The organism is Cellulophaga fucicola (genome assembly GCF_900119145.1).
Taxonomy (GTDB): domain Bacteria; phylum Bacteroidota; class Bacteroidia; order Flavobacteriales; family Flavobacteriaceae; genus Cellulophaga; species Cellulophaga fucicola.
In genome coordinates this window covers 497,889-511,144 of record NZ_FPIY01000001.1, presented here as the reverse complement: position 1 = coordinate 511,144, position 13,256 = coordinate 497,889, and the positions used below count along the sequence as shown (strand labels likewise).

Here is a 13,256-nt window from a genome sequence, read left to right as displayed (position 1 = left end):
AAACTTAACCAAAAGAATTTCTTTTGACTAAATATATTTTATTTTGATAATTACTATTCAGAAGCTAAACTATATTTTTATCTTATTTAGACAAAATAACGACCATAGACAAAATATAGACACCTATAAATTAGCTTAAAAAAAAGTAAGTATTTCACTTTAATTTTACAGCGTTAAAACTTACGCCTAAATATATACGCACAAGGATTAAAAAAAGTTGTCAAAAAGTTTAACTTTTATTCAACTTGCTGAATTACAGCTTATTATTTTTAATAAAAAATTTAAAACGTCTAGTTATAGTCCATATTTTATGTAAAAAATAACAGTTGACATATTGCAGTAGAAACTAAAAAACTACATTAGAGGTCAACTGTTCCCACATTTTAATAAATTATTCTATTATTCCTTTAAAACTACCATTGGTAAGTAAGTAAAACTCCTGTTCTGTACCATTAGGATCGTAAAAACCTGTAGCTTTACCACTAAATTCTAAGTTTAATACGTTTTTATTTTTACCTAAAACTTGTGTTGCAGTTACACTAATTACTTTTGCACTCTTATTTTGATGTTCTACAAAATATGCATTAGTATTATTAATTAATATTCTAATAGCGCAGCCTTTGTAAAAGTTATTAATTTCTTTATCTAAAGATTTATAACTCCAGTAATGTCCTTTTTTAGTGTCATTTATATGTAATAAATTGCGTTCTACATTAGCTTTACTAAAATACAACCCAAGCATAATTTGTTCCCCGTTTTCTAGAGTAACATTATAATAAGCTTCTCTTACAAGATGTATTTTATCATTAGGGCTTTGTGACCAACTAGACATTTTTTGTGCTACTACTACTTTACTTGGTTTTGATATATAATTATTATCAGAATTAAGTTTTTGAATTGTAAAGTTTATTTCATCTTTGGGTTGCAACAGAATGCTATCCTCTTCATTAGAACAAGAGATAACTAACGTAAGTAACACTAGTAGTAATTTTACTCTTTTCATAATAAATTAATTTAAATAAGCATAAGTAGGTTACTAGATATTGAAGAAAAAACAGTTAGTAAAGTATTGCTTTACTAACTGTTTTTTAAATTATAAACTATAGGCTGGAGAAAACCCAGTAGCAGACGTAATATCAGATATAGTGTATTTTGTACCTGTTATATCAAATATTATATATTTTTTACTACCCCCAACATCAAATCTTAATGCAGCACCAATAGCTGTAAAAGGTATATTTTTATACTGACTAAAAGTTGAAGTTAAATCAGATGAATCACTAATCTCTCCACCTTTTCCGTATCTACTTCCTGACCAGAACAAAGTTCGTTTAGTACCAACCTTATTAAAAAAATGTAATGAGCTTTTATAATAACCGGTCTCCTTGTCTTCTACCTCATAAAAAACATTTAGTGCTGCTCCAATACCACTAACACCAAAAGGATTATTCCCAATAGTGCTTAATTTTTCAACAGATAGATCTGCTACGCTAGTAAAACTTTCCCAAGAATTTCCGCTAGCGTATTTAAACTGCAAACCACTTTTTGAAATTGCTAAAAATTGTCTTTCATTATCTATGCTATCTTCATTACTATTGTTTCTAATATTTACTATTGCACCAATGCCATCAAAATTATTATTATTTTTATCACCTGTAAAAAACGGAAAATCTCCTTCAAACAAATTAGTTACATCATAAGGACCATCTAATTCTCCATTGTAACTACGTATATATTTATCTCCTGTTTTATTTATCAAAATAAACTCTCCAGAATTACGCTCAAAAGCTGCTCCTACTCCTCCCATTTTATTTAAAATATTACCTCTCCAATGCTTAGTTTGTATTGGTTCTCCATTACTAAAAAGAGGAATACATTCTGTTTCACTAAGTTCTGTTGCAAGTTGCACGCCAACTATTTGGTTTGTATTTACACTACGCACTACATAGCTAATAGGTAAACCAGAACCAATAACTGCACTTTTAGATAATAAGCCAACTAATGTACTTAAGTTAGTTACACCAATACTAGATATTGTAGATTCTGTATCTCCACCAAAAGCAATTACTTTAATATTTAGGTTACTTAACTCTTTTAAATAATCTACCTCTAAGTCTGCTTTAACTTTAGCGCCAAATGCTCCAAAACTGGCATTTACTGCAACATTTAGTTCTTGGTAAGAGGAACTAGATTCTATTAACATATAATACACACGACCATAGGTAACATCACTAATATAAGTGGCAGGATTATCATCTTGCACGTATTTAGCTAAATCCTGCGGAGTTACGGAGTCTGCAAACAAATCGTCTAAACTAGTTGGTAAGTCCATAGACATAGTATAAAAAGTTTGCTTTAACTTAACCAAAATTCTATTACTGTTATCTTCATTTTCAAAATCAAAACTAGCTCCTGCCTTTACAAAAGCAGATTTAACATCCAAGCCCATACTTATAGCTAGAGCTTCTCTTGTTTGTACTTGTTCGTACTCAAAGGTAAAATTAGCAGGTGCTACATTAGGAGACGCAGCTATAATTTTGTTCATTGCTGCTTGTATACTACTTTTAGAGACAACATCTACACTAACATTGCTAGATGCGTTTCCGTTGACTAAGTCATAAGATATAGTACCACCAGCACGATCTACCGATATAACATCTGGAGTTGTGTTTTTTAAAGTTTTACCTTGTAGTAAACTTCCTGGATAAATTATTTTAGCGTTAGGGCTAAATAAAGGAAATCCTTCTTCACCACCTGTTCCTTTTTTTAAATCGTATGTAGTAGTTGTACATTTCCAACTTTCTACTACAGGTAAACCATTATCGTCAGTTTTTGTTATACTTTCTTCTTTTTCTGTACTTTCAACTTCTGTTTCTTCTTCTATTGGTTCTTCTAATTCTTTACCCATAGCCAAAACACTAGAAAAGGTTTCTGGTACTGCTTCTTCTTCTTTAGGTTCTTCATCTTTATTACAAGAAATTATCGTTGCTAGTAGCATTAAAAACACCCATAGGTTTGTTCTTAACTTATTTAAATACATTACTTTCATCATTAATTATTTTAAGATTTGTGTTATCAAAACTAGATGCTAATACCTCCTTAGCCTAAAAAATATTATAGACAAAGTATGGACAAACAAGAATAATGATTACTCTAAACACATTAAATAACCAATAAACAAAACACAACACAATAATCTTATAACACCAACAAAAACAGAGTTTTACAAAGTAATATCATTATAAAAAAACACATTGTTTTATAGACAAACAATGGACTTTACCCAAATAGACATTGTTATGATATATATAATTTAAAGCATTTAATCTTTACCTTAGAACCCAAGAATAAGAATAAACTCCCCAATTATTTTAATTATTCGTTTACTAAATATTTTTAATTCTACTTATGAAAACTCTAATAATTGTCGTTGCTACATTTTTTACTACGCTATGTTACAGTCAAACAGAAAAAAAAATTGATAGCTTAGAAAATAGTTTAAAAACAAAAACTTATCCTTTAGAAAAAATAGAAGTCTTAGAAAGTTTGTACACAACATTGTTGTATGAAAATCCTAAATCTTCATTAAAATATTCGCTAAAGGCTTATCAAATTTCTAAGTCTATTAGTAACAATAAAAAAATGTTAAATGCTGCATACCAATCTGGCGTTAGTTATAGAGTAATACATAAGTTAGATTCTGCTGTTTACTACCACAGAATAGCAATGTCACTAGCCAAAGAGTTAAATGAGGATATTTTTTATGCTAAAGCTTTGTCTGAATTAGCGGATATAGAAAGATTAAATAGCAATAAAGAAGAAGCATTACTACTTTTTAATGAAGCTAAAGAAATTTATAAAAAAAATAATGAAATAGAATTACTCAGCACTTGTATTGGTAATATTGCCAGCGTTTATTTAAGTAATGGACAGTTTAGAATATCTCAAAAACTATATATGCAAGCTTTAAAAACATTAGATTCTATTGATGCAGATCCTATGTTTAAAGCAGATATGATTGCAAGAATAGGCGAAATACAACATAATGTACAAAATTATGAAGAAGCTATAGATTATTACAAACAAGCACTAAAAGTATACACAGAAGAAAACGATAACGTTTGGAAATGTAATATGTACTTGCAAATTGGCACTTCTTACGTAATGCTGAAAAATTATGATAGCGCCATAGAAAATTTTTCTGAAAGTTTAAAAATTGCAAAAGAGTACAGTCTTAAATCTAATGAAGCTATGCTCTACACAAATATAGGAGCACTTTACAGAGAAACCAGACAATTTGAAAAATCTAAAGTATACTTAGAAGAAAGCTTAGTTTTTCATAAAAGAGAAGGTTTTACTTTTAATTATATAGATGTGCTTAAAGAACTCGGTAGCCTTTATATAGATTTAGATGAACCTAACAAAGCTCTAGAGTATTTAGACCTTGCTATTACTAAATCTATACCTTCTAAAAGATTAGATTATTTAATGGATCTCTACAAGCTAAGGTCTTTGGCTTATGAAGAATTAAATAATACTAATATGGCCATTAAAGATTTAAAAGAACATCAGAAATTTAAGGATAGCATATACAACTCTAATAAAAATCAACAAATAGAAGAATTACAAACTATTTACGAAACTGATAAAAAACAGACCCTATTAGCTTTAAATGAAGAAGAAATAAAAAATTTGCACCAAAAATCTAAGGTAGATACACTTACCAAAAGTCTTTATGCTGGAGGTATGTTTTCAGGTGTTTCTTTATCTATAATGTTGTTCTTTATTTTTAAACAAAGAATTAAGAAAAATAAAAGCAACCAGAAAAAGCAAAACGAACTTCACAAAAAAGAAATTGAGCACAAACAAAAAGAATTAACCAGCCTAACCGTGCATTTGGTTCAGAAAAATACATTTACTCAAGAGTTAATAGAAAACTTAAAAAAACTAAAAAACAATCCTGAAAAGTTTAATGTAGAGTTTAGACGCATTCTAATGCTACTTAAAAAGCAAACTGCAGACGATAAAGACTGGGACTTATTTAAATCTTATTTTGCAGATGTACATAATAATTTTGACAATAAATTAAGAGCCATATACGCAGACATTACAGAAAAAGAAATTAGACTTGCTGCTTTTTTAAGAATGAACTTATCTACCAAAGAAATTGCAGCCATTTTTAATGTTTTACCAGATAGTATTCTAAAGTCTAAATACAGATTAAAAAAGAAACTTAATCTAGGTAAACAAACAGATTTGTGCGATTTCTTAAATTCATTATAAAAACAGCGATAGTTTACCTTTGTATTCTATCTTTGTAGTGTGAATACAACTAAAAAAATAATTCTTTTTGATGGCGTTTGCAATCTATGCAACAACGCTATACAGTTTATTATTAAACACGATAAGAAAGACCAATTTAGGTTTGCCACTTTACAAGGAGAAATTGGTCAAAAATTTATATCAGAAAGAAATATAGATCAACAAAAAACAGATTCTATTATACTAATAGAACCTAGTGTTGCTTATTATTTAAAATCTACAGCAGCTTTAAAAATTGGTCGTAATTTTGGAAGTATTTGGCACCTTTTATGGATTTTAGAACAGATTCCAGTATCTTTTAGAGACTGGATATATAGTTACATTGCCAAAAATAGATACAAATGGTTTGGAAAAAAAGATAATTGTATGATTCCTACTCCCGAGTTAAAATCTAAATTTTTAGACTAAAAAATAGTACAATTACTTAACATTAAAATATAAAATATCTTTATGTACAGTTTAAATCAAATTTCTTATTTACTACATGACTACTTAGTAGACTTGGGTGTAAGTGATATTTACGCTAAGTACTTAAACACATTAATACTTCTTGTACTATTAGCTATAGCTCTTTATATTTTTGATTATTTTTTAAGAAAACTGGTTATTTCAGTTTTTGCACGTTTTACAAGCTTATCTAAAACAAATTTTGATGACTTTTTAGTACGCAATAAAGTACCAAGAAATATAGCACACATAGTACCTATAATTATAGCATACAATACAGTGCCTTATGTTTTTAATGGGTTTGATAAAGCACAAGTATTAGTTTTAAAAGGACTAGAAGTTTTTGGTATTATACTAACGCTTTGGGTTATTAGAAGCTTACTTAACACCTTAAAAGATTTTTTTAAAACCTTACCTAACCTTAAAGACAAACCCATAGATAGTTACATACAAGTATTTATGATCTTTTTATGGTCTATAGGTATTTTGTTAGCTATTTCTATACTTACAGATATAGAACTATGGAAGTTTTTAACTGGTTTAGGTACAGCATCTGCCGTAATATTATTAATATTTAAGGACACTATTCTTGGCTTTGTTGCAAGTATACAGGTATCTATAAATGATATGGTACGCATTGGCGATTGGATCTCTTTTGATAATTATGGTGCAGATGGCGATGTAATAGAAATTAACCTTGCCACAGTTAAGGTTCAAAATTTTGACAACACTATTACAACAATACCAACCTACGCATTAATTTCAGATTCTTTTAAAAACTGGAGAGGAATGACAAATTCTCCTGGACGAAGAATTAAGCGTGCTCTTATTGTAAAACAAGAAAGCATCAAGTTTTTGGCGCCGAGAGATATTCAGAAATACAAAAAAATAAGTCTTATTACAGATTATATCATTGGCAGACAAGAAACAATTACAGAGTATAACAAAAGTAACAACATAGATAAATCTATCTTAATAAACGGAAGAAACCTTACCAACATTGGTCTTTTTAGAAAATATGCAGATACCTATTTAAAAAATCATTCTGCAATAAATAAAGATATGATGGTTATGGTTAGGCAGTTAGCACCAACTCCACAAGGTATACCTCTAGAAGTTTATGCTTTTAGCAGCGATAAAAGATGGGAAAACTACGAGTATATAATGTCAGATATTTTTGACCATTTACTTGCTGCCATTACTTATTTTGATTTAGAATTGTTTGAGCTTCCTAGTAGCACAAATTTTAAAAACACTCCTAAATCGTAAACTAGCCCAAAGAACAACTTTACTCACTCTAAAGACCACTTTACACACTATTAGTTTTTTACAAGTATTGCTATACATAGGTTTACGCAACCATAAAAACTAATATCTATGAAAAAGCTACTTTACTTATTATTACTAATTCCGATTGCAATAACAGCAAACGATAAAAAAACTCCTTCTGCTATAAAAGAGGTTACTGTATACCTTAATGGCGCACAAATTACACGTACTAGTAATTTTGTTTTAAATGAAGGTACAACAGAATTAAAATTCACTGGTTTATCTCCTAAGATTGATGAAAACAGCATTCAAATCTCCGGATTAAAGTCGGTTTCTATATTATCTATGGATTACGGCATTAATTATTTAGATAAGTTTATGCTTATGCCTGAAGCTACAGCAATGATAGAAAGCACTAAAAAATTAACTGAAGAAATTGAGCTTTTAAAAAATAGAATTTCTGGCTTACAAGAAGAAGAGTTATTAATTTCTAAAAACAGACAAGTAAGCTCTACATCTGAAAGTTTAGATTTAGAAAAATTAAAGCAAATTAGCACCTATTACAGAAAACGTATTACTGAAATTAGAGACGAGATATTTACTATTAATAAAGAAATAGCAACCAAAAACACCGCTATAAGAGATTTAAACTTACAAGTTAAAGAACTTACATCTGGGCCAGCAGTTGCTCAAGGAGAACTTGTTATTACGTTTGATACAACTATTACTATTAACTTAGATCTTGTACTTTCTTACATTGTTTCTGATGCTGGTTGGGTACCAACGTATGATATTAAATCTGAAAACACCAGTAGTAATCTTCAACTTAAATACAAAGCCAATGTGTACCAAAATACTGGGAACGAATGGAAGAACGTAAAAATTAATCTATCAACCGGAAACCCAGTTAAACAAACAACTAGCCCAGTTATAGATACAAAATACCTAAACTTTGTTAGCGGATACAACTATCAATCCAAAGCAATTAAAAAAAATAAATACTATTACAATCCATCTGTAAAAAAAGTGACTGGTGTAGTTACAGATGCATCCGGACAACCATTACCTGGTTGCAACGTACTAATAAAAGGTACCAACATTGGTACACAAACAGATTTTGATGGTAATTACACAATAGTAATACAAAGAGGACAAGAATTAGTATTTTCTTATATAGGAATGCAAACAGCTGAGACTCCAATTTATGCTTCTATAATAAACACAAAACTAGATGAAGATAATGAAGCATTGGAAGAAGTTGTTGTAGTAGGTTATGGTACTGAATTACAAGGCAAGGTTGCAGGTGTAAGAGTTAGAGGTGCTTCTAGCATTTCTGAACCAAAACTTCCTTTATACATTGTAGACGGCATACCAATTCCAGATTTTACAGAGGGTGATATAGATACTAATGATATACAATCTTTAGAGGTTTTAAATAGCTATAAAGCAACAGCCGTATATGGTAGCCGTGCAAGTAACGGAGTTATAGTTATAACTACAAAAAAGAGTACAACAGAAGACGATGTAACAAACACAACTTTTGCAATTAAAAAACCGTATTCTATTAAGTCTGATGGCGATCTAATTGCTATAGAAATAAATACTTTTAAACTAGAAACTACATACCAGTATTTAGCAATACCTATTATAAATGAAAATGTATTTTTAACTGCATCTTTTAAAAACTGGGAACAATATAATTTACTGCCAGGGGAAGCTAATATTTACTTTAAAGGCGGCTTTGCAGGTAAAACAGTAATTGATCCTTATAAAACAACAAAAGAAATGGTTGTTTCCTTAGGTATAGATTCAGGAATAACGGTTACAAGAAAACAAGATCGTAACTTTAAAAGCAAATCTTTTCTTGGTAACAATCGTGTTTTAAATAGAGCTTATGATATTGAAATTAAAAACAATAAAAACACAGCAGTTACTATAAAACTAATGGACAGAATTCCTTTATCTGAAAACAAAGAAATTAAAGTAAGTGAAATAGAGACGTACAATGCAAATTACAATGACACCAAAGGCTTACTAACCTGGGAGGTAAATTTAAACAGTAAAGAAACACAAAAAGAACGTTTCTCTTATCAAGTTAAATTCCCTAAAAACAAACATATTTCTTTATAACTATAAAGCCCTTAGAATTCTAATTCTAAGGGCTTATTTAATTTACAACTATGGTAATACTAATTATTCTATTTATAGCTATCGTCTTTTTTTTCATTTTTAATTGGCTTTTAAAAAGAAGTAATAAAGTTTCTTTAAAGTATAAAAGAATTACTGCAATAGGACTATCTATAGTTTTTGCACCGCTATTAAACTTAGTTATATAGCAATAATTTCTTACTACCCTAAATATCAATTTAATCAACAAAAATGGAACAATATTCCTGAGCAACGTTATGAATTATCTGCTGATATTATTGAGAGTAAAATGCTTATTGGAAAAATTAAAACAGAGGTTATACTATTGTTAGGTGAAGATTTTTATGAATACACCCAAGATCATATTGCTTATACTTTGGGTTTTACACCTGGTATATTTAATATAGATACAGACGTATTAGATATTATTTTTAAAAACAATGTAGTTGTAAAAGTAAAACAGCATCAAACTTAATAGTCTGATGCTGTTTTTACATATAAAAGTAGTTTTCCTATTTTACTTTATCATAATTGTCATCCCAATTCCGTGCTTTAGGATTGTCGTGTAATTTTCCAGCAGATTTAGCAACAATCATAGATACTGCAGCATCACCAGTTACGTTTACAACTGTTCTACACATATCTAACGGCCTATCTACTGCAAAAATTAATGCCAATGCTATTGGATATAGATCTGCAGGAAAACCTATAGCTTCTAAAACAATTACCAACATTACCATACCTGCTCCTGGAACTGCAGCAGAACCAATAGAAGCCAATAAAGCTGTTAAAACTATAGATAGTTGGTTCCCTAAAGTTAAGCCTTCTGGCCAAAGCACTTGCATTATAAATACAGCTGCAACCGCTTGGTATAAACTTGTACCATCCATATTAATTGTTGCTCCTACAGGTAACACAAAACTAGATACCTCTTTATCTACACCAATATGCTCCTCTACTCTCTCCATAGTTACAGGTAAAGTAGCAGCACTAGAACTTGTAGAAAAAGCTAGCAATTGAGCCGGACTCATTTGTTTTAAAAACCAAATAGGGTTCTTTTTTGTATAAAAATATACTAATGAGCAGTAAAATGCGATCATTAATAATAATCCTAAAACAACAACTCCTGCATACGATAGTAATTTCTGTAAAATTTCTGGATCATCCGCCGTTACTACAACCTTACATAATAATGCAAATACAGCATAAGGAGCTGCAAGCATAATTAAATCTACCATTTTTAAGATGACATCATTTAGGGAGTCAAAAAACTTTTTTAATGGTTTAGATCTTTTTTCACCAACTAACAGCATAGAAATTCCCATAAATATGGTAAAGAATATTACTTGTAACATTAGTTTATTGTTGCTCATAGCTGCCAAAGCATTACTAGGAACCATATCTACTAAAAATTGTAATGGTCCACTTTCTTTCTGGCTAGTTGCTTCTGCTATTTTGCCTTGCAAACTACTATCATTAGCATAAGTACTTGCTAGTTTTTCAATTGTCTCTGCAGAAATACCTTCACCTGGTTTTATAACATTAACTAAAACTAAACCAATAGAAATAGCTACTATAGTAGTAAAAACATAGATTAGAATAGTACGTACACCTATGTTTCTAAATTTAGAGATATCTTTTAAGTCTGATATTCCCTTAATTAATGAAGCTAATATTAATGGTACTGCAATTAACTTTAGAAGATTTACAAATATTTGTCCAAATGGTCCAATCCAATCTAATATAAATTGTTTTCCCCAAACGACTTGCGCCATTCCAAAACCAAAGAGGATACCTAAAACCATCCCAATCATAATCTGCCAATGCAGCTCCAACTTCTTCATACTAAAATTTTATAATTTTTTGTGAGTAATATACCATTTTGGATTGTTATCATCCAAATAAAATTGAATCAATAATTTTTGATGACAATTATTAGTAATAATTCAATGTAAATTCAACTTAAAACTTACTTAATGCTATTATTTATTAAGGTATAATCTGCCAAAACCAATGCTGCCATTGCTTCTACAATAGGCACTGCTCTTGGCACAACACAAGGGTCATGACGACCTTTACCTTGTGTTTTTACCATATTACCTTCCTTATCTATAGTCTCGTAAGGTTGTATAATTGTTGCAACTGGTTTAAAGGCTACATTAAAGTAAATATCCATACCATTACTTATACCTCCTTGTATACCACCGCTAAAATTAGTTTTTGTAGTACCGTCTGTATTAAATTGGTCGTTATGCTCACTACCTTTCATAGCTACACCGCTAAAACCACTACCAAATTCAAAACCTTTTACGGCATTTATACTTAGCATAGCTTTACCTAATTCTGCGTGTAATTTATCAAAAGCAGGCTCTCCTAAGCCAATTGGTACGTTTTGTAAAACACAAGTAATAACGCCACCGATAGTGTCGCCCTCCTTTTTAATATCTTTTATATAAGCCTCCATTTCTGCTGCCATTTTCTGATCTGGACAACGAACTGGATTTAGTTCGGTTTCTTCTAAGTTTAGTTCTTTGTAATTTTTTGTCAGTTTTAATTCTCCTACTTGAGATACAAAAGCATTAATTTTTATGTTAGGTAAAAATTGCTTTGCAATTGCGCCAGCTACTACTCTGCTTGCTGTTTCTCTTGCAGAACTACGGCCACCACCTCTGTAATCTCTAAACCCATATTTTTTATCGTACACATAATCTGCATGAGACGGTCTGTAAGAATCTTTTATATGCGAGTAGTCATGAGATTTTTGATTGGTGTTACGTATAGCAAAACCAATTGGAGTTCCAGTTGTTTTACCTTCAAAAAGACCAGAGAAAAATTCAACAGTGTCTGGTTCTTTACGCTGTGTAACAATTTTAGATTGTCCAGGTTTTCTTCGGTTTAATTCTGTTTGTATTGCCTCTAAGTCTAATTCTATCCCAGAAGGGCAACCATCTATTACTCCGCCTATTGCTACTCCGTGAGATTCTCCAAAGGTTGCTACCTTAAAAAGGTTACCAAAAGTGTTTCCTGCCATCTAATTAATTTAATTGGTATGTATAAGTCCCAAAGGTAATTTATAAGCATCAGAATATAAAATTTAGATATGCCTTAATACACACTTAACATAATCATCACAAAATTTTTATTGTTTGTTCATATTCACTTCATATAGAAAGGGTTAGTTTGTATAAACAACTAGAGATGAAGAAAAGAAAAATTGATGTTGCTGTAATTTCTGATGTTCACTTAGGCACTTATGGCTGTCACGCAGACGAAATACTAATTTACTTAAATAGTATAGACCCAAAAATTCTAATTTTAAACGGAGATATTATAGATGTTTGGCAGTTTAGCAAGCGTTATTTTCCTTCATCACATATGAAAGTTTTAAAAAAAATAATAGGAATGGCATCTAAAGGTGTTCTGGTCTATTATATTACTGGTAACCATGATGAAATGCTACGTAAATTTAGTGGTACCGTTATGGGTAACGTACATATTGTAGATAAACTTGTTTTGGATTTAGACGGAAAAAAAGGATGGTTTTTCCATGGCGATGTTTTTGATGCTTCTATAACAAACGCAAAATGGCTAGCAAAATTAGGCGGTAAAGGCTATGATATTTTAATACTGATAAATAGAGCCTTAAATTGGGGATTAACCAAAATTGGAAGAGAAAAATACTCGCTCTCTAAACGCATTAAAAATAGCGTAAAAGGCGCAGTAAAATATATTAGCAATTTTGAAGAAACAGCCATAAATCTAGCTATTGAAAAAGGGTACGACTATGTTGCATGCGGACACATACACCAACCAAAAAAGGAATTAAGAGAAAATAAATATGGCCGTTGTGTATACCTAAATTCTGGTGATTGGATAGAGAACCTTACTGCTTTAGAATACTCTTTTAAACGCTGGAAACTATACCAATATAATCACGATAAATTAGCTCCTTTTTTTGCCGATGAAGAAATAAAAAATATGGATATGCAAGAGCTAATAAACACTATAACAAGCAACAACCCTATTACAGATGGTAATAAGGTTGAAGATAATACTGCTGAGTAAAAACA

Annotated in this window: 10 protein-coding genes; 6 read left to right on the top strand and 4 right to left on the bottom strand. The window is 30.3% G+C overall.

Features of this window, described 5'->3' with window-relative positions:
• Positions 1 to 391: 391 nt before the first annotated feature.
• Both BT107_RS02225 and BT107_RS02220 read right to left on the bottom strand, forming a co-directional pair.
• Entirely contained in the window at positions 392 to 1,003 is a 612-nt protein-coding gene (locus BT107_RS02225) for a hypothetical protein (protein ID WP_072302121.1), read from the bottom strand.
• 90 nt (positions 1,004 to 1,093) lie between these two features.
• The gene (locus BT107_RS02220; protein WP_072302120.1) at positions 1,094 to 3,049 is read right to left on the bottom strand and encodes a thiol-activated cytolysin family protein; all 1,956 of its coding nucleotides are present in this window, start codon (positions 3,047 to 3,049) and stop codon (positions 1,094 to 1,096) included.
• A gap of 359 nt (positions 3,050 to 3,408) precedes the next feature.
• Here BT107_RS02220 and BT107_RS02215 point away from each other — a divergent pair, with 359 nt between their 5' ends.
• The 5 genes from BT107_RS02215 to BT107_RS02190 all read left to right on the top strand — a co-directional run bounded on the left by BT107_RS02215 (position 3,409) and on the right by BT107_RS02190 (position 9,661).
• Entirely contained in the window at positions 3,409 to 5,283 is a 1,875-nt protein-coding gene (locus BT107_RS02215; protein WP_072302119.1) for a tetratricopeptide repeat protein, read from the top strand.
• Positions 5,284 to 5,322: 39 nt separating this feature from the next.
• Positions 5,323 to 5,730, top strand: a complete 408-nt coding sequence (locus tag BT107_RS02210) for a thiol-disulfide oxidoreductase DCC family protein (RefSeq protein WP_072302118.1) — start codon at positions 5,323 to 5,325, stop codon at positions 5,728 to 5,730.
• A 42-nt stretch (positions 5,731 to 5,772) separates the two neighbouring features.
• Positions 5,773 to 7,038 carry a mechanosensitive ion channel family protein gene (locus tag BT107_RS02205; RefSeq protein ID WP_072302117.1) on the top strand — a complete coding sequence of 422 codons (1,266 nt, stop codon included), beginning with the start codon at positions 5,773 to 5,775 and terminating at the stop codon, positions 7,036 to 7,038.
• A gap of 108 nt (positions 7,039 to 7,146) precedes the next feature.
• Positions 7,147 to 9,168 (top strand): DUF4139 domain-containing protein, encoded by a 2,022-nt coding sequence (locus BT107_RS02200; RefSeq protein ID WP_072302116.1) that lies wholly within the window; start codon positions 7,147 to 7,149, stop codon positions 9,166 to 9,168.
• Between the two features lie 307 nt (positions 9,169 to 9,475).
• On the top strand, positions 9,476 to 9,661 hold the full coding sequence (locus tag BT107_RS02190) for a hypothetical protein (RefSeq protein WP_072302114.1): 186 nt from the start codon (positions 9,476 to 9,478) through the stop codon (positions 9,659 to 9,661).
• Between the two features lie 37 nt (positions 9,662 to 9,698).
• Here the strand turns inward: BT107_RS02190 and BT107_RS02185 are convergent, their stop codons facing one another.
• On the bottom strand, positions 9,699 to 11,030 hold the full coding sequence (locus BT107_RS02185) for a dicarboxylate/amino acid:cation symporter (RefSeq protein WP_072302113.1): 1,332 nt from the start codon (positions 11,028 to 11,030) through the stop codon (positions 9,699 to 9,701).
• A gap of 125 nt (positions 11,031 to 11,155) precedes the next feature.
• Complete coding sequence (gene aroC / locus BT107_RS02180) at positions 11,156 to 12,217, bottom strand: chorismate synthase (protein ID WP_072302112.1); 1,062 nt, start codon at positions 12,215 to 12,217, stop codon at positions 11,156 to 11,158.
• Positions 12,218 to 12,384: 167 nt separating this feature from the next.
• Here aroC and BT107_RS02175 point away from each other — a divergent pair, with 167 nt between their 5' ends.
• Entirely contained in the window at positions 12,385 to 13,251 is an 867-nt protein-coding gene (locus BT107_RS02175; protein ID WP_072302111.1) for a UDP-2,3-diacylglucosamine diphosphatase, read from the top strand.
• Positions 13,252 to 13,256: the final 5 nt, after the last annotated feature.